At 62.2% G+C, this 15,540-nt stretch carries 17 protein-coding genes; 1 reads left to right on the forward strand and 16 read right to left on the reverse strand.

What is annotated here, in order from left to right; translation table 11 throughout:
* Positions 1-66: 66 nt before the first annotated feature.
* The 12 genes from C6Y56_RS20690 to C6Y56_RS20745 form a co-directional block, all read right to left on the reverse strand.
* Complete coding sequence (locus C6Y56_RS20690; RefSeq protein WP_169431439.1) at positions 67-663, reverse strand: nucleotidyltransferase family protein; 597 nt, start codon at positions 661-663, stop codon at positions 67-69.
* Entirely contained in the window at positions 660-1,640 is a 981-nt protein-coding gene (locus C6Y56_RS20695; RefSeq protein ID WP_169431440.1) for an XdhC family protein, read from the reverse strand. The genes C6Y56_RS20690 and C6Y56_RS20695 overlap by 4 nt, the downstream gene beginning before the upstream one ends.
* Positions 1,640-3,961, reverse strand: a complete 2,322-nt coding sequence (locus C6Y56_RS20700) for a xanthine dehydrogenase family protein molybdopterin-binding subunit (RefSeq protein WP_169431441.1) — start codon at positions 3,959-3,961, stop codon at positions 1,640-1,642. The genes C6Y56_RS20695 and C6Y56_RS20700 overlap by 1 nt, the downstream gene beginning before the upstream one ends.
* Positions 3,958-4,428: a (2Fe-2S)-binding protein gene (locus tag C6Y56_RS20705; RefSeq protein WP_039770687.1), complete on the reverse strand. Its 471-nt coding sequence runs from the start codon at positions 4,426-4,428 to the stop codon at positions 3,958-3,960. The genes C6Y56_RS20700 and C6Y56_RS20705 overlap by 4 nt, the downstream gene beginning before the upstream one ends.
* A 245-nt stretch (positions 4,429-4,673) precedes the next feature.
* A complete protein-coding gene (murB, locus tag C6Y56_RS20710; RefSeq protein ID WP_169431442.1) occupies positions 4,674-5,693 on the reverse strand; it encodes a UDP-N-acetylmuramate dehydrogenase in 1,020 nt (339 codons plus the stop codon).
* The gene (locus C6Y56_RS20715) at positions 5,690-6,154 is read right to left on the reverse strand and encodes a low molecular weight protein-tyrosine-phosphatase (RefSeq protein ID WP_169431443.1); all 465 of its coding nucleotides are present in this window, start codon (positions 6,152-6,154) and stop codon (positions 5,690-5,692) included. The genes murB and C6Y56_RS20715 overlap by 4 nt, the downstream gene beginning before the upstream one ends.
* Complete coding sequence (gene kdsB, locus C6Y56_RS20720; protein ID WP_064383500.1) at positions 6,154-6,918, reverse strand: 3-deoxy-manno-octulosonate cytidylyltransferase; 765 nt, start codon at positions 6,916-6,918, stop codon at positions 6,154-6,156. The genes C6Y56_RS20715 and kdsB overlap by 1 nt, the downstream gene beginning before the upstream one ends.
* Positions 6,915-7,100 carry a Trm112 family protein gene (locus C6Y56_RS20725; protein ID WP_003174668.1) on the reverse strand — a complete coding sequence of 62 codons (186 nt, stop codon included), beginning with the start codon at positions 7,098-7,100 and terminating at the stop codon, positions 6,915-6,917. The genes kdsB and C6Y56_RS20725 overlap by 4 nt, the downstream gene beginning before the upstream one ends.
* Before the next feature lie 24 nt (positions 7,101-7,124).
* Positions 7,125-8,135 carry a tetraacyldisaccharide 4'-kinase gene (gene lpxK / locus C6Y56_RS20730; RefSeq protein ID WP_169431444.1) on the reverse strand — a complete coding sequence of 337 codons (1,011 nt, stop codon included), beginning with the start codon at positions 8,133-8,135 and terminating at the stop codon, positions 7,125-7,127.
* Entirely contained in the window at positions 8,135-8,563 is a 429-nt protein-coding gene (locus C6Y56_RS20735; protein ID WP_085745066.1) for an ExbD/TolR family protein, read from the reverse strand. The genes lpxK and C6Y56_RS20735 overlap by 1 nt, the downstream gene beginning before the upstream one ends.
* Positions 8,560-9,195, reverse strand: a complete 636-nt coding sequence (locus C6Y56_RS20740) for a MotA/TolQ/ExbB proton channel family protein (RefSeq protein WP_162803506.1) — start codon at positions 9,193-9,195, stop codon at positions 8,560-8,562. The genes C6Y56_RS20735 and C6Y56_RS20740 overlap by 4 nt, the downstream gene beginning before the upstream one ends.
* An 89-nt stretch (positions 9,196-9,284) precedes the next feature.
* Positions 9,285-11,528 (reverse strand): DNA internalization-related competence protein ComEC/Rec2, encoded by a 2,244-nt coding sequence (locus C6Y56_RS20745; RefSeq protein WP_169431445.1) that lies wholly within the window; start codon positions 11,526-11,528, stop codon positions 9,285-9,287.
* A 136-nt stretch (positions 11,529-11,664) separates the two neighbouring features.
* Here C6Y56_RS20745 and C6Y56_RS20750 point away from each other — a divergent pair, with 136 nt between their 5' ends.
* Entirely contained in the window at positions 11,665-12,183 is a 519-nt protein-coding gene (locus C6Y56_RS20750) for a DUF2062 domain-containing protein (protein ID WP_169431446.1), read from the forward strand.
* 52 nt (positions 12,184-12,235) lie between these two features.
* On the opposite strand, the gene C6Y56_RS20755 is transcribed toward C6Y56_RS20750, so the two are convergent.
* The 4 genes from C6Y56_RS20755 to C6Y56_RS20770 form a co-directional block, all read right to left on the reverse strand.
* The gene (locus C6Y56_RS20755) at positions 12,236-13,015 is read right to left on the reverse strand and encodes an ABC transporter permease (protein WP_085710947.1); all 780 of its coding nucleotides are present in this window, start codon (positions 13,013-13,015) and stop codon (positions 12,236-12,238) included.
* Positions 13,012-13,944: an ABC transporter ATP-binding protein gene (locus tag C6Y56_RS20760; protein WP_169431447.1), complete on the reverse strand. Its 933-nt coding sequence runs from the start codon at positions 13,942-13,944 to the stop codon at positions 13,012-13,014. The genes C6Y56_RS20755 and C6Y56_RS20760 overlap by 4 nt, the downstream gene beginning before the upstream one ends.
* A gap of 131 nt (positions 13,945-14,075) precedes the next feature.
* The gene (locus tag C6Y56_RS20765; RefSeq protein WP_169431448.1) at positions 14,076-14,699 is read right to left on the reverse strand and encodes a glutathione S-transferase family protein; all 624 of its coding nucleotides are present in this window, start codon (positions 14,697-14,699) and stop codon (positions 14,076-14,078) included.
* 43 nt (positions 14,700-14,742) lie between these two features.
* A complete protein-coding gene (locus C6Y56_RS20770; protein ID WP_169431449.1) occupies positions 14,743-15,402 on the reverse strand; it encodes a transglutaminase-like domain-containing protein in 660 nt (219 codons plus the stop codon).
* Between the last annotated feature and the right edge of the window lie 138 nt (positions 15,403-15,540).

The raw sequence follows: 15,540 nt of genomic DNA on the forward strand, positions 1-15,540 counted from the left end.
TTCCGACCGCCACTAAAAAGCCCCGCCTGGTGATCCAGGCGGGGCTTTTTTTGCCTCAAGGTTTTATCAGGATGGCGGGAAAACCAGCGCATCCGGCACGTCGATATCCCACAACACCCCCGGATCATCCACCGCGACTTCAATCACCCGCCCTTGGGCGAACAACGGCCTGGCGCCCCGGTCACCGGACAAGGCCATCAGCCCTGCGGCGAACGAGCAACCAAACCCGACCGGATGCCCATAGTCACCGTTCAACGTCGGTACGCTGACCGTATCCTCGGCAATCGCCGCCACGACTCGCTCAATACTCGACGGCAGGATGAACGGCATGTCGCCCAGCACAATCAACCAGCCATCGGCATCCGGGCAAGCTGCCACACCCGCCGCGATGCTGTCGCCCATTCCCGTGGACTCGATCGAGACAATGTCGCACCCGTAAGCCTGCGCCATGCGCATCGCTTGCGGCCGCGCCTCGGTCGTCACCAGCACTCGCTTGTCGAGGCTGGCCGGCAGATTCACCAACACCTGCTCGATCACCGAACGCACCGCGCCGTCACGCCCGGTGCAATCGGCCAGCAGCTTGTCCTTGTCGGCACCCGCCACTTCGCGAAAGCGGCTGCCCTCGCCCGCCGCCAGCACAATCACTCCGATGGATCGGCTCATACACTCTCCACGGTCTTCTTCTGCTTGAGCTCGACACCATTCTTGATCGCGACGATTTCCGCCAACAGCGACAGGGCGATTTCCGCCGGGGAATGGCTGCCGATATGCAAACCGATCGGCCCGTGCAAACGGGCGATGGCCGCTTCCGACAAGCCTAGCTCAGCCAGATTTTCCCGACGTTTGCGGCTGTTGACCCGTGAGCCAAGCGCACCGACATAGAATGCTTTGGAGTCGAGCGCCGTGAGCAGCGCCATGTCATCCAGCCGTGGATCGTGAGTCAGCGCGACAATCGCCGTGCGCTCATCGGTCTGGATATTCAGCACCGCCTCGTCCGGCATGCCGGGCACAAACCGCCCATGCTGCTCTTCCCAGCCATAGACGAACTCGGTACGTGGATCACAGATCAGCACTTCGAAATCCAGCAGTCGCGCCATCTCGGCCACATACCGCGACAACTGCCCGGCGCCGATCAACAGCAGGCGCCAGCGCGGACCGTAAATGGCGCGCAGGGTCTGGCCGTCGAAGCTCAAGGTGTCAGTCTTGCCGGCCGGGCGCAACACCACCTCACCAGTGCCGATGCTCAGCTCGCGAGCGACAATTTCGTGGGCCTCGCAGCGGGCCAGCAACTCGGCGACCCACGCCGGATCACCGACCCGTTCCTCGGTCAGGCGCAGGGTGCCGCCGCAAGGCAGGCCGAAGCGCGCGGCTTCTTCCTGCGTCACGCCGTAGGTGATCAACTGCACCGGCGGTCCGTCGGTGCTGATTCGCCCATCGTGCAGCCGGGCAATCAGATCGTCTTCGACGCAACCGCCGGACACCGAGCCGATCACCACGCCATCTTCGCGCAGCGCCAGCATCGCGCCGGGTGCCCGGGGCGCGGTGCCCCAGGTCTGCACCACGGTGAACAACACCACCCGCTGCCCGGCACGACGCCATTCGAGCACGCTACGCAGGACATTCAGATCGGCGCTGTCCATCACGCTTGCGCCTTCTGCCAGCCCTGCAACTGGTAGCGCACCGGCAGGTTGCGAATGCGTTGGCCAGTGGCAGCGAAGATCGCGTTGCACAGTGCCGGCGCAATCGGCGGTACGCCCGGCTCACCGACACCACCCAGCGGCACCTCGCCCGGCGGCGACACCAGATGCACCGCCACTTCCTTCGGCGCCAGCGACATGCGCGCCACTTCATACATATGGAAGTTGTCCTGTTGCACCTTGCCGTCCTTGAAGCTGATTTCGCCCCACACGGCATTGCCCAGGCCCATCACACAAGCGCCTTCGAACTGCGAACGGATCCGCTCAGGGTTGATTTGCGGCCCGCAATCCACGGCGATATCGGCCTTGTGCACGATCAGCGTGCCATCGTCCTTGACCTCGACCTCAATCACCGCCGCCACATAAGTCACGAAGCTGTAATGCACTGCCAGCCCGAGGCCGCGCCCTTTGGGCAATTTGCGCCCCCAACCGGCGGCCTTGGCCGCGGTTTCCAGCACGGTGCGCATGCGCCCGGTGTCGATCGGATAACGCTCGGGGGATTCGCCGTAGTTCCATTCTTCACTGAGCGTGCGCGGGTCGATCTGCCGATCCGGGCCGAGCAATTTGATCTGGTACTTGAGCGGGTCTTCCTTGGCCTTGTGCGCCAGTTCGTCGACGAAGCTCTGGATCGCAAAACCATGGGGAATGTTCGACACCGAGCGATACCAGCCCACCCGCGTATGCACCGTGGCCTCAGGGTTTTCCAGGCGCACGTTGGGAATCGCGTAGGCCATGTTGGTGAAGCCCATGCCCAGCTCAAACGCGGCTTCGTGATTCATGCCCGGCGCAAACAGCGCGGTGATGCTCGGCGCCACCGTGCGGTGCAGCCAGGCGGACGGCAAACCGTCCTTGCCCACACCGGCCTTGAGGTATTCGGCCGACACGGTGTGGAAATAGGAATTGTGGATGTCGTCTTCGCGCGTCCACTGGACCCGTACAGCCTTGCCGGGAAATTCCTTCGCCAGAATGGCAGCTTCAACAACGAAATCCGGCTTGGACTTGCGACCGAAACCACCGCCGAGCAGCGTCACGTTGAAGGTCACGTTATCGAACGGCAAACCGAGGCGTTCAGCGATCCGCTCACGGGTGACCTGCGGTGCCTGACTCGGCGCCCAGGCCTCGCACACGCCTTCTTTATAGCGAGCGATGGCGACCATCGGCTCCATCGGTGCCTGGGCCAGATGCGGCAAGTAATAAGAGGCTTCGAGGGTACTGGCGGCACTGCCGATGGCTTTATCGATGTCGCCGGTATTGCGCACCACTTTGCCCGGTTTCAGCGAAGCGGCTTCGATCTCCTTGCGATAGGCAACGGAGTCGTAACTGGCATTCGGGCCATCGTCCCACTCGATTTTCAGCGCTTCACGGCCCTTCAATGCCGCCCAGGTATTGCTGGCCACCACGGCCACGCCGCCCAACGGCTGAAATTCCGAAGGCAAAGGCCGCGGTTCGATCTGGATGACTTTGAGTACGCCCGGCACTTTCAGCGCGGCGCTGTCATCCACCGATTTGACCTTGCCACCGTACACCGCCGGACGCGCAATCACCGCAAACAGCATATCGTCGAAATGCACGTCGGCCCCGTAAACCGCACGGCCATTGACGATGTCGGCACCGTCGATGGCTTTGGTGCCTTCCTTGCCGATGTAACGGAACTCCGACGGCTGCTTGAGCCGCAGGCTGTCTCGGCCCGGAACCGGCAGCGCACTGGCCGCAGCGGCCAGCTCACCGTAACCCAGCTCGCGCCCGGACGGTGTGTGAATGACTTTGTGCAGTTGCGCGTGGCACTCACTGACCGGAACCTTCCACTGCGCGGCGGCTGCCTGCTCCAGCATGGTCCGGGCAGCGGCGCCGCAACGACGCATCGGTTCGTACCAGTGACGCATGCTGCGCGAGCCATCGGTGTCCTGATTGCCGAAGCGCACCTCATCACCCGGCGCCTGCTGAACCTTGACGTGGGCCCAGTCGGCTTCCAGCTCATCAGCGACCACCATGGTCAGGCTGGTGCGCACGCCCTGGCCCATTTCCGAGCGGTTGCAGACCACAGTCACCGTACCGTCGGCGGCAATGCTGACGTAGACCTTCGGATCATCGATCCAGCCGTTGGGCATGCCATCGGCACCGAACTTCTTCGGTTTGTCTTCGGCCAGCGCATCCTGCCAGCCCCAGCTCGCCGCCAGCACCAGCGCACCGGTAGCGCCGACACCTTTGAGGAAGCCCCGGCGACTCAGGTTACTCAGGGCAAAATCGTTCGGTAGACGGCTCATGCCTTGGCCTCCTTCAAGTGAGTGGATGCCTGACGGATCGCAGTCTTGATCCGGTTGTAGGTACCGCAGCGGCAGATGTTGCCGACCATCGCCTCTTCAATCTGCTCGTCGCTTGGGTTCGGGTTGGTCTTGAGCAACGCGGTGGCGGACATGATTTGCCCGCCCTGGCAGTAACCGCATTGGGCCACAGCCGTGTCGAGCCAGGCTTGCTGGACGATCTGGCCAACCGGGTCGGCATGCAGATTGTCGATGGTGGTCACGTTCTGCCCGACCACCGAACCGATCGGCGTGATGCAACTGCGCGCCGGCGCGCCGTCGATATGAATGGTGCACGCACCGCACAGGCCCATGCCGCAGCCGAACTTGGTGCCGTTGTAACCGGCGACGTCACGGATCGCCCACAACAGCGGCATGTCCTCGGTGACATCGAGTGGATGGTCTTGACCATTGAGTTTCAGGGTAATCATGGGCACGCCCGCATATTCATGGAGGTTATGGGGTCGAGCAATCTGCCGCCGGAAATCAGCGGTGGGTTCACGCAGATCGACTCAGGCTAATGAGGCTCTCTTGTGCAGACGCAAACGTCTGCACCGGGCCTTTGGTGGAGCAAATGGTTGTATCGTTAGCTGGCTAAGTTAACCCGGGATTAACAAAAAAGCCCTGCACTTTTTAAATAATGCAGGGCTTTGGATTGAGCCTTGAAAGCGTAGCCTCAATAACGGTTGGGCTCCATTTCCAGCTCGACATTGAAACGTTCTGCAATGTCTTTCTGGATACGCTGCGCCAGATCGAGCAATTGCAGCCCGGTCGCCGCGCCGTAGTTGACCAGCACCAGCGCCTGCAATTTATGCACGCCGGCATCGGCCTCACGGAAACCTTTCCAGCCCGCGCGCTCGATCAGCCAGCCGGCCGCCAGTTTCATCTGCCCGTCCGGTTGCGCGTAGGCCACCAGATCCGGGTGCTGTTGCTTGATCTGTGCGACCACGGCCGCCGACACAAGCGGGTTCTTGAAGAAGCTGCCGGCATTGCCGAGCACCGCCGGGTCCGGCAGTTTTTCGCTGCGGATGCTGCAAATGGCGCGGCTGACGTCTGTCGGCGTTGGTTGTTCGATACCCTGCTCGGTCAGGCGCTGACGCACCGGGCCGTATTCCAGGTGTAGATGGGCGACTCGATCCAGTGCGAAGCGCACCCGCAGGATCAGCCAACGACCCGGCTGCTGCTTGAACACGCTATCGCGGTAGGCGAAGTTGCACTCTTCCAGACTGAAGTCGCGCAGCTCGCCGGTCTGGCGATCCAGCGCCGTCAGGCCGGCGAACACATCCTTGATCTCGACACCGTAGGCACCGATGTTCTGCATCGGCGCGGCGCCGACGGTGCCGGGGATCAGGCTGAGGTTTTCCAGACCCGAAAAACCCAGCGCCAGCGTGTGCTGGACAAACGGATGCCACGGCTCACCCGCCTCGGCTTCGATGACCACGCGATTGCCATCGTCGCTGAGGACGCGGATGCCACGAGTGGCCATGCGCAGCACCAGCGCCGGGATGTCCGCCGTGAGCAACAGATTGCTGCCGCCGCCGATCACCAGCAATGGCACATCGTGAGCGATCGCGTAAGCCAGGGCTTCACGCACATCCGCATCACTGTGGGCCTCGGCAAACAGCTGCGCGCGAACGTCCACGCCAAAAGTGTTGAACGGTTTCAAGGAAACCTGAGGGTGTACCTGCAAACTCATAACCGGCCCTTCACTTCAACCAGCAACCGGTCGCAGGCGCGCTCGATCAGATCCAATACCTGCTCGAACCCCTGATCGCCGTCGTAATACGGATCCGGCACCTCGTCGACTTCACCTTCGTAACGGCGCAGGAACAAGTCCAGCTCGGCCTTGCCGGTGGACGGTCGCAAGGCCTTGAGGTTGCGCAGGTTGCTGTTGTCCATGGCGAGGATCAGGTCGTAGCTGGCGAAATCGGCGCGGCTGACCTGCTGAGCGCGTTGCGCCGAAAGGTCATAGCCACGCAGTCTGGCCGCAGCCTGGCTGCGCTTGTCCGGCGGATTGCCGACGTGCCAGTCGCCGGTGCCGGCGGAGGCCACTTCGACCTGATCCGCCAGCCCCGCTTCGCGCAATTTATGGCGCAAAACGCCTTCGGCGGTGGGCGAACGGCAGATATTGCCCAGGCACACGAACAGAACGCGCATCAGGCCTCCAGCAGGCGACGGACGCGCTCGAGGTCTTCGGCGGTGTCGACCCCGGTCGGCGGTGCGATCAAGGCGTCAGCCACATGAATCCGCACGCCGTGCCACAAGGCACGCAGTTGTTCGAGAGATTCGGTATTTTCCAGCCAGCACGGCCCCCAGCTCACGAAGTCCTGAAGGAAGCCGGCGCGGTAGGCATAGATGCCGATGTGACGGCGATACGGCACGCCTTCCGGCAGCACGTCACGGCTTTTGGCGAACGCGTCGCGGGCCCATGGCAGAGTCGCGCGACTGAAGGTCAGCGCCAGACCGTTGAGGTCGCTGACGACCTTGACCACATTCGGGTTGAACAGGGTTTCGACGTCTTCGATCGGCTCGGCCAGGGTGGCCATGCGCGCTTCGGTATGGGCCGCGAGGTTGGCAGCGACCTGATCGATCACGCTCGGCGGGATCAGCGGTTCGTCACCCTGCACGTTGACCACGATGGCATCCGGTTCCAGACCCAGCTTCGCGGCCACTTCGGCCAGACGATCGGTGCCGGAGTTGTGATCTTCACGGGTCAGCACCACTTCGGCGCCGAAAGCCTTGCAGGCTTCGACGATGCGCGCATCGTCAGTCGCCACGACCACGCGGCTGGCGCTGCTTTTGCTCGCCTGCTCCCAGACGTGCTGGATCATCGGCTTGCCGGCGATGTCCAGCAGCGGTTTGCCCGGCAGGCGGGTCGAGGCGTAGCGCGACGGGATGACAACGGTGAAGGCTGTGGTCATTTATCCAGACGCTCGTCGGTGGTCAGGGTGCGGGCTTCGCTTTCCAGCATGACCGGGATGCCATCACGGATCGGGTAGGCCAGGCCGGCGCCCTTGCTGATCAGTTCGGTCTTGTCGGCGCTGAGCTTGAGTGGGCCTTTGCAGATCGGGCAGGCGAGGATGTCGAGCAATTTGGTGTCCATGAACATTCCCTGGATAAAAACGGTTTAAGGCAAAAGACGATCCGGCAACAGGCGCATCAGTTGCGTGTCGAACCAGGCCACGAAGGCCGGCGACGGCACGGCATCGACCGCCAGGTACCACCAGTCGGCGGCAGCGAAGGTGCGGCACTTCACCGCGTCCTTTTCGGTCATCACCAGCGGCAATGACGGCGTGAAACTCAAGGCCTGCACGCTGTATTCGGCGTGATCGGCAAATGCGTGGGGCACAGGTCGCCAGTCTAGCGCTTCGAGGGTATTGAAGAAACGTTGCGGATTACCGATCCCGGCCACCGCATGCAGCGACTGTCCGGCTGGAAAATGATCGAGGGGCTGGCGTTCGCCGCTGAGCAGATTGACCAGCGCCGTGGGTTGCAGACGGAAGGCGAAACCGCCGTCGCGATCCTCGGGGGCGCCATTGAACAGTACGCCATCGACGCTTTGCAGACGCTCAATGGGTTCGCGCAGGGGGCCGGCGGGCAGACAGCGCTTGTTACCGAGCCCACGGGCGGCATCGATCAGCACCAGCTCAAGGTCACGCGCCAGACGATAATGCTGCATGCCGTCGTCGGACAGGATCAAGTCCAGCGGCTCGCTGGCCAGCAAGGCTTTGACGGCAGCGCCGCGATTCGGGTCGATCATCAGCGGCACACCGGTACGCTGCACGATCAGCAACGGTTCGTCGCCGGCGATGTCGGCGTCTTGATCGGCTTCGACCCGCCACGGCAATTGCGGCGGCTTGGCGCCGTAACCGCGACTGACCACACCGACCCGCAGCCCGCTGCGTCGACAGTGTTCGATCAGCCACAGGATCATCGGCGTCTTGCCGGTGCCGCCAACGGTGATGTTGCCGACCACGATCACCGGCACCGGCGATTGATAGATCTCGCCTTCGCCGTCGAGAAAACGCTGACGCTTGCCGGCCACGACGCGGCGGTACAGCCACTCCAGCGGCCGCAACAGCGTCAGGGCCGGGTGCCCCTCGTACCACGCGGCGAGCAGACGATCGGACATGGCCATCAGGATTTGGGCGCCGCCTCGACCGTGGTCATGCGCAAATGGCTGAAACCGAGCTTGCCGGCCGCATCCATGGCGGTAATCACGGATTGGTGCTGAGTCTTGCCGTCAGCACTGATCGACAACGGCATGTTGGTGTCGCCGTTGGATTCTTTCTGCATGGCTTCCATCAGGGTGGCCAGATCGTTTTTCGGCAGAATCCTGTTGTTCACCGAGAACACGCCTTCAGCGCTGATGGCCACGTCCAGTTGCTTGACCTGCTGATCCTCGGCCGGCGAGCCGCTCACGGCTTCCGGCAGGTCGACGCGCAACTGGGTTTCGCGGGTGAACGTAGTGGTCACGACGAAAAACAGCAACAAAATGAACACCACGTCGATCAGCGACGCGAGGTTGATATCGATGGTTTCCCGGGGTTTGCGACGGAATTTCACGCTTTGCCCCCGGCCAGATCGACGTCACGGTCGCCCTGCACCACTTCCACCAGTTTGATCGCTTCCTGTTCCATGCCCACCACCAGCTCATCGATGCGGCGTTGCAGGAAACGGTGGAAGAATACCGACGGGATACCGACCATCAGACCCGCTGCCGTGGTGATCAGCGCCTTGGAGATACCACCGGCCAGCACCGAAGCATTGGTGGTCATGCCGGAACCGGTGAAGGCACTGAAAATATCGATCATGCCCAGCACCGTACCCAGCAGACCCAGCAACGGCGACATGGCGGCGATGGTGCCCAGCGCATTGACGTAACGCTCCAGCTCGTGGATGACCCGGGCGGCGGCTTCTTCAATGCACTCTTTCATGATCTCGCGACCATGCTTGGAGTTGGCCAGGCCCGCGGCGAGGATTTCACCCAGCGGCGAGTTGGCGCGCAATTCCTTGAGTTTTTCCTTGTTGAGCTGCTTGTCCTTGATCCAGACCCAGACCTGACCCAGCAGATGCTCGGGGGTGACGCGACTGGCGCGCAGCGTCCACAGGCGCTCCGCGACGATCGCCATGGCAGCGATGGAACTCAGAATGATCGGCAACATCATCCAGCCGCCGGATTTGACCAATTCCCACACAGTGACAGCCCCCTCGAAAAAGTGCGCCACTTTAACATACCGGTTCGCGATAAAGACCCGTCGCCCCGACGACCGTGCGCGACCCGTGCTCAACGGTACTCGGCCCCCGGCAGCGGCGGCTCTCGCCAGAACCGGCGCTGCTGACGCATAGACCGGGCCGGCTGGAATCTGCCCAGTTGCAGATGAATGGCACCCTGCTCCGCGCTGTCATGGATGCGCAGGCCCAGCTTGCGGTAACGGGCGATGACCGTCGGATGCGGATGCCCGAACGAGTTGCCGTGCCCCCGGGAGATCAGCACGTCCCGCGGCTGCAAAACCTTGAGCAACGCCATTGATGAGGAACTGCGGCTGCCATGGTGCGGGGCCTGCAGCCATTGAGTCGGAACCGCCAGCACGCTATTGAGCAAGTCCCGTTCGGCAGCGGTGTCGATATCGCCGGTCAGCAGCAACCGCTCGCCGTTGGCTTCGATCTGCAGGACGCAGGAGCGCTGGTTGCTGTCTTGTGCGCCGGCCCACTGCCATAGATGGAAGGCAACGCCGTCCCACTGCCATTGCCGACCGCTTTCACAGGTTTCAGCGCTCAGCGCTTCGGGCAGCCCTGGCGGATCGCCGCTGATCACCCGGCTGACCGGCAAGCCGTTTGCCACGGCCAGTGCCCCACCGGCATGGTCGGCGTCGGCATGACTGAGCAGCATCAGGTCCAGTCGCGCCACACCCAGTTTGTGCAAGGCCGGCAACACTACGCGCTCACCGACGTCGAAATCGCCGAAACGCGGGCCAGTGTCGTACAGCAATGTGTGGTGACGGGTGCGGATCAGAATCGCCAATCCCTGGCCGACGTCGAGTTGCCAGACATCCGCCACACCTTCGGCCAGTCGCTCCCGGGGCGGCAATGCCAGCACCAGCAGCAAGGGCCAGCCCAAGGGACGCAATGGAACACCTCGGGGCAGCAACAACAGCACGGCACCGATGCAGCCCAGAGCCAGGATCCATCCCGGCATCGAGACTGCAACCCATGCCGGCCAGCGCCCGGCAATCAAGGCCAGAGCCCGGAACAATCCATCGACCAGCCCGCCGGCCAGCCATAACAGACCTTCGCCGATATAGGGAATCGGCAACAACAAAGTGCCAAGCAACGCCGGCGGGAGCACCGCAAAACTGATCCACGGTACCGCCAGCAGATTGGCCAATGGTCCGCTGAGGCTGATCGGCAGGCCCTGGATCAGCAACACCGGGCACAAACCGATTGCGATCAGCCATTGGGCTCGCGTCCAGGTCTGCCACCAGCGCCACGGCCCCAGACGACCGCCGAAGGTAAAAATCAGCACCGCCACCGCCGTGAAGGACAGCCATAATCCTGGACGCAGACTGGCCAGCGGGTCCATCAACAACACCCCGTTGAAGGCCAGCAACAACGGCCACCAGGCACCCAGATGGCGAAATCGCAATCGCCACAGCAACACCAGCGCAACCATCACACAGGCCCGCCGTACCGGCACATCGAATCCTGCCAGCAAGCCGTAACCCAGCGCCGCCGAGAATGCGAGACCACACGCCCACGGCAGCCATGGCCAACGCAATGGCCACAGACCGAATCGCGCCAGCCCGGCGATCAGCCCATACATCACCGCCGCCAGCAGACCGATGTGCTGTCCGGAAATCACCAACAGGTGCACGGTGCCGGTGTCCTGCAGGATCTGCCAGTCCTCGCGACCGAGTCCCGAGCCGTCACCCAGCACCAACGCCGTCAGCGCTGCGCCCCGCCCCTGAGTGTCCACTTCCAGCAGGCGCTGTCGGATGCCGTCCCGCCAGGCCCACTGCGCCGCCGCCAGCCGGTTGCCGTCCTTCACCGTGCCGGTGGCGCCGATGCGTTGCGCCAACAGCCAGGCTTCGTAATCGAAGGCATCGGGATTGAGCAGCCCGCCGGGACGCTTGAGTTTCACGGCCAGCCTCCAGCGCTCGCCACTGTTGACCGGTGGCCCGGCGTACCAGGCCAGGCGCATCAGCGATGGCAGTTTCCCGTGACGCGAACGGGCATCGGCCAGTTCAAACCGCACGACCCCGTCGCCGCTCTGCGGCAGGCCGACCACCCGCCCCTCCACCCAGCGCGTTTCACCATCCAGCTCCAGCGGCAGCCGATCATCCAGCGCCCACTGCGCACCGATGCACGACCAGACGAAGCCGAACAGCAAAAATGCCAGCGGATAGCTGCGAAACGGCAACAGCATCAGTGCCACCACCGGCAGCAACAGCACCCATCCGACCGGCGGCAACGCCGGCAAAAAAACCGGGGCCAGCAGACCGACTGCCAGCGCCATCATCCCTGTGCGCATATGCCCGTCCTTGAGAGTCCCCTCTTCAGGCATAGCCCCTGTGGAGCGCAGGCGTCGTCAACAATTGTCACAAAGTCTGAATGGGCGGTTCGTAGAATCCAGACATACTTGCCGCCTTAACCGACCGAGAAGCCTTATGCCCCGGCGCTTATTCAAACGTTACATGCCCGACCCGACGAGCATCAGGGAACATAAATCCTTACGCTTTCTCGGCACGTTGCTGCATGACCCGAACCTCTGGCACCTCAACCGACATTCCGTGGCCCGTGCCATGGCCGTTGGCCTGTTCGCCGCGTTCCTGCCGATTCCGGCGCAAATGCTGGTGGCCGCCGTCCTCGCGATCATGGTGCGCGGCAACATGCCGATTGCCGTCAGCCTGGTTTGGCTGACCAATCCGATCACCATGCCGGCGGTGTTCTTCTGTACGTATCAGGCCGGGGCCTGGCTGATGGATGTCCCCGCCCGCACGCTCCCCGACGAGTTGACCTGGGAATGGATCAGCGGCGAACTCTCGACACTGTGGCAACCGTTCCTGCTCGGCTCGGTGGTGGTCGGGCTGGTGCTGGGCGCCCTCGCCTATTGCCTGGTGATGATGTACTGGCGCTGGTGGGTGGCCCGGCAATGGGCGCGACGAAAGAAAAGTCGCCGGTCCTGAATGCAAAACGGCCTCCGTGCAGGAGGCCGTTTTTGTTGCAGCACTGATCGAATCAGGTACGCATGCCGCGCCCGCTCACCAGCAGCCGCGCGCAACCGAAATACAGCACCACGGTTGCCACCAGCATGAAGGTGATCGCGATACCGATGCGGATATCCGACACGCCCAGGATGCCGTAACGGAAGGCGTTGACCATATGCAGCACCGGGTTGGCCAGCGACACGGTCTGCCAGAACGGCGGCAGCAAGGTGATCGAGTAGAACACACCACCGAGGTAGGTCAGCGGGGTCAGCACAAACGTCGGGATAATCGAAATGTCATCGAAGTTGCGCGCAAACACGGCGTTGATGAAACCCAGCAGCGAGAAGATCGTGGCCGTCAGCACCACCACCAGCACGGTGACACCCAGGTGATGCACCTGCAGGCTGGTGAAAAACAGCGACAGGATCGTCACGATGACGCCCACCATCAGGCCGCGCAGCACGCCGCCGAGGGTGTAGCCGATCAGGATCGTGTGCGGCGATACCGGCGACACCATCAGTTCTTCGATGGAACGCTGGAACTTGCTGCCGAAGAAACTCGACACCACGTTGCCGTAGGAGTTGGTGATCACCGACATCATGATCAGCCCCGGCACGATGTATTCCATGTAGGAGAAACCACCCATGCCGCCGATCTGTTTGCCGATCAGGTTACCGAAGATCACGAAGTACAGAACCATGGTGATCGCCGGCGGCAGCAGGGTCTGCGGCCAGATCCGCGTGAAGCGCCGGACCTCGCGGTAAACGATGGTGTTGAGGGCGACGAGGTTGGGGCGCAGTTCGGAACTCATACCGCCACCTTCGACAGATTTTTCTCCACCAGGGACACGAACAACTCCTCGAGGCGATTGGTTTTATTGCGCAGGCTCAGCACTTCGATGTTCTGCAGGGCCAGTTGGCCGAACAACGCAGTGATGCCCATGGACTTGTCGACCTGGACTTCCAGGGTATGCGCATCCACCAAACGGGACGGATAACCGACCAGTTGCGGCGCAACCGCCAGATCGTTCTTGAGGTCGAGCAGGAAGGTCTCCACATGCAGTTGCCCGAGCAACTGACGCATGCTGGTGTTCTCGACGATGGTGCCGTGGTCGATGATGCCGATGTTGCGGCACAGTTGTTCAGCCTCTTCCAGATAGTGCGTGGTGAGGATGATGGTGATGCCTTTCTGATTCAGTTCGGTGAGGAACGTCCACATCGAACGGCGCAGCTCGATATCCACCCCGGCCGTCGGTTCGTCGAGGATCAGCAGGCGCGGTTCATGCACCAGTGCCCGGGCAATCATCAAGCGGCGTTTCATGCCGCCGGACAACGAACGCGAAGGCACATCGCGCTTGTCCCACAGGCCGAGCTGGGTCAGGTACTGCTCGGCGCGTTCCTTGGCGATTTTCGCCGGAATGCCGTAGTACCCGGCCTGGGTCACGACGATGTCGAAGGTTTTTTCGAACTGGTTGAAGTTGAATTCCTGGGGGACCACGCCGATCGAGCGCTTGAGCGCTGCGGGGTTCTTGTCCAGATCGTGGCCGAAAATATTCACCGTGCCACTGGTCTTGTTCACCAGGGTCGAAAGAATGCCGATGGTCGTGGATTTGCCGGCGCCGTTGGGGCCGAGCAACGCGAAGAAGTCACCTTCGGCGACGTCCAGATCGATACCACTCAAGGCCTGGAACCCGTTGCCGTAGGTTTTGGTTAGCTGCCGGATGGACAGAGCGGAACTCATATCGGATTACGCACCAAGAAGAGAAAAAGGACTGAATGACGGCGGGCGGCGAGGGAGACAACCGCGGCGCACAAGCGCAATGGTGCTTGCCGCCGCCGCACAAGTACAGTCAAGTGTGTCGATAGTAGGTATTAAGTCAACGCGGTCATGACGGCTTTGCGATACGCCGGACGCTGCTTCAGTCGCGCGTACCAGGCCTCCAGATGCGGCATCGGCGCACGCTCGATCGGCATCTCGAACCAGGCATAAATGAAACTGCCGAGGGGAATGTCGCCCATGCCGATTTCACTGCCGGACAGGTACGGCTGGTTTTTCAGGGCCTGATCGGCCATCGCCAGCAAGCCTTCACATTCCTTGATCGCGGCATGAATCGCCGGCCAGTCCTGCTTGTCCGCCGGCGTGCGCAAAACGCCCCAGAACACCGTGCGAAATGGCCCGGCGAAACTGGACGTGGTCCAGTCCATCCATTTGTCAGCGGTGGCGCGGGTCTGTGGATCCGTCGGATACCACGCAGTGTCGGCCGCATGTTTTGCCAGCAGGTAACGCACGATGGCATTCGATTCCCACAACACGAAACCATCGTCCTGAATCACCGGCACCCGCCCGTTCGGGTTCATCGCCCGGTACTCCGGCGTGTCGACCACACCAAACGCGCCACCGGCATCGATGGCCTCGTAGGCCAGCCCGAGCTCTTCGGCAGCCCACAACGGCTTTCTGACATTCGACGAATTCTTGCGACCCCAGATCTTCAGCATGACCGCCTCTTTTCCATTGAGTGGGCGAGCAGCATACGCCGGATCAGCGGCTGCCGACATTACCGCGCATGTCACTGGACAGTGGCGTCTGCTGATCGTTGAACAGGTGCGGATAGCATTTGTGCAGATGTTCGAAAAAAAAGGATTCCGGTACATCGGCGAACTGGCCGTGGTCGACCAGGTACTCCATCAGCAGCGCGCCATCGCTGTTGTACGGATGGAAAACGCTGTCGTTCATACCGTCGAATTCCAGCGGCGCAACGTTGAACATTTCGCAGAGCTTCTGGTTGAACGCGGGTGTGGCTTTCACCCAGCGCTCATTGAGAAACAGTTCGGTATAACCATGCATGGCGAACACTTCGCTTCTCAGCAGTTCAAGCAGACGCGGCGTCGACAGATGATTTTTCACATCCGCCAGACCAATGCGTGCGGGGATCCCGCAATGACGCGCACAACCGGCGAGCAACGTGGCCTTGGGCACGCAATAACTTTCACCCGCCGCCAGCGCGTAGCTGCCGCGCAAGGTCTGCGGGTCGCGGCTGAAGGTGTACATGTTGTAACGCACCGCCTCGCGCACGGCGTAATAAAGACTGATCGCCTGCGCCAGCGGATCGCGACTGGTACCACGGTGCTGTTCTGCGAACTCCACCACCGAGGGGTGGTCACTATCGATGAAGCGGCCGGGACTCAGATATTCGCGCATGACGACATTCTCCTGGGTGAACCCGGAGTCTAGCGAGAGGATCAGCACAGAGATAACGACGTTTCGGCCAAACATGGACGCAAAGCCGCGGAGTCAGCGAACGATTTCCCACGGGTGTTGCCCACCGAAACTACAAAA

Origin of the sequence: Pseudomonas fluorescens, assembly GCF_012974785.1 — a bacterium.
In the GTDB taxonomy this organism is placed as follows: domain Bacteria; phylum Pseudomonadota; class Gammaproteobacteria; order Pseudomonadales; family Pseudomonadaceae; genus Aquipseudomonas; species Aquipseudomonas fluorescens_BT.

Excerpts from the sequence above, each read along its gene's own strand:
- kdsB (WP_064383500.1), bottom strand. The coding sequence starts at position 6,918 with ATGACCACAGCCTTCACCGTTGTCATCCCGTCGCGCTACGCCTCGACC.
- C6Y56_RS20690 (WP_169431439.1), bottom strand. The coding sequence starts at position 663 with ATGAGCCGATCCATCGGAGTGATTGTGCTGGCGGCGGGCGAGGGCAGC.
- C6Y56_RS20750 (WP_169431446.1), top strand. The coding sequence starts at position 11,665 with ATGCCCCGGCGCTTATTCAAACGTTACATGCCCGACCCGACGAGCATC.
- C6Y56_RS20715 (WP_169431443.1), bottom strand. The coding sequence starts at position 6,154 with ATGCGCGTTCTGTTCGTGTGCCTGGGCAATATCTGCCGTTCGCCCACC.
- lpxK (WP_169431444.1), bottom strand. The coding sequence starts at position 8,135 with ATGGCCATGTCCGATCGTCTGCTCGCCGCGTGGTACGAGGGGCACCCG.
- murB (WP_169431442.1), bottom strand. The coding sequence starts at position 5,693 with ATGAGTTTGCAGGTACACCCTCAGGTTTCCTTGAAACCGTTCAACACT.
- C6Y56_RS20760 (WP_169431447.1), bottom strand. The coding sequence starts at position 13,944 with ATGAGTTCCGCTCTGTCCATCCGGCAGCTAACCAAAACCTACGGCAAC.
- C6Y56_RS20725 (WP_003174668.1), bottom strand. The coding sequence starts at position 7,100 with ATGGACACCAAATTGCTCGACATCCTCGCCTGCCCGATCTGCAAAGGC.
- C6Y56_RS20765 (WP_169431448.1), bottom strand. The coding sequence starts at position 14,699 with ATGCTGAAGATCTGGGGTCGCAAGAATTCGTCGAATGTCAGAAAGCCG.
- C6Y56_RS20695 (WP_169431440.1), bottom strand. The coding sequence starts at position 1,640 with ATGGACAGCGCCGATCTGAATGTCCTGCGTAGCGTGCTCGAATGGCGT.
- C6Y56_RS20770 (WP_169431449.1), bottom strand. The coding sequence starts at position 15,402 with ATGCGCGAATATCTGAGTCCCGGCCGCTTCATCGATAGTGACCACCCC.
- C6Y56_RS20755 (WP_085710947.1), bottom strand. The coding sequence starts at position 13,015 with ATGAGTTCCGAACTGCGCCCCAACCTCGTCGCCCTCAACACCATCGTT.
- C6Y56_RS20700 (WP_169431441.1), bottom strand. The coding sequence starts at position 3,961 with ATGAGCCGTCTACCGAACGATTTTGCCCTGAGTAACCTGAGTCGCCGG.
- C6Y56_RS20745 (WP_169431445.1), bottom strand. The coding sequence starts at position 11,528 with ATGCGCACAGGGATGATGGCGCTGGCAGTCGGTCTGCTGGCCCCGGTT.
- C6Y56_RS20705 (WP_039770687.1), bottom strand. The coding sequence starts at position 4,428 with ATGATTACCCTGAAACTCAATGGTCAAGACCATCCACTCGATGTCACC.